The organism is Paenibacillus sp. BAC0078 (assembly GCF_054483875.1).
Map to the genome: position 1 here is coordinate 1 of NZ_JBTLRW010000069.1, position 754 is coordinate 754.

1 protein-coding gene is annotated in these 754 nt (G+C 52.1%); it reads right to left on the reverse strand.

What is annotated here, in order from left to right; all coding sequences use genetic code 11:
- On the reverse strand, window positions 1-716 hold a 716-nt coding region (locus tag ACX1DY_RS31455), incomplete at its 3' end, for a condensation domain-containing protein (protein WP_458968048.1).
- Window positions 717-754 lie beyond the last annotated feature (38 nt).

Here is a 754-nt window from a genome sequence, read left to right on the forward strand (position 1 = left end):
ATCAGAAGGGAAAGGCTCTTCTCCAGATTTCCGACATGCAGCGAGCCTTGAATCATAAAGGACATTTGTACGAAGTAAGCAGACGACTGCGGCTCCCTTAACGCTTGGAACAGCATGCCCTCTTGCATCGGAGACATCGGATAAATGGAAACTATTTCGCCGTTACCGCTCATTTCCAGTTGCTTGCGAAGTTTATCGAAAGTGGCGAGTGGCACTTGTTCGTTTCCCACATCGCTCGGAGTAAGTTCGGTCTCGGTTTGCTGCATGCAGTGGTCAACGATCGAAAGCAGCTGCTTTTTGTAGTTGGCCAGCAATGCTAGCATCGTACTTTCTCGGTACTCCTGCTTGTCGTACGTCACAACCAGCGCCAGTTTTCCCTCGATCACACTTCCTACAATATCCAGCGCGTAAGTCCGTTCCGATTGCAGGCTCATCGATATCCCCGCAGAAAGACCGGACATCGACATGGCGCCCGCGTTCAGTTCCCGATCCCATTGCCCCAAGTAGTTGAAGCTGATTTCCGGCGCCATTCCGCTCCTAATGCCGCTTTTCTCCGCAGGCGTCAAATACTTCAGCGCGCCGTATCCGATGCCTTTGTTCGGAATTCGTCTCAGCTTCTCCTTGAACGATTTGACCCAGTAGGCTATCCCTTCCGCCTTCTTCAATTCGAAGACGACGGGATAGATGCTCGTAAACCAACCTACCGTTCTCGTCACGTCCACGTCACCCAATACTTCTTCCCGGCCGTGGCCTT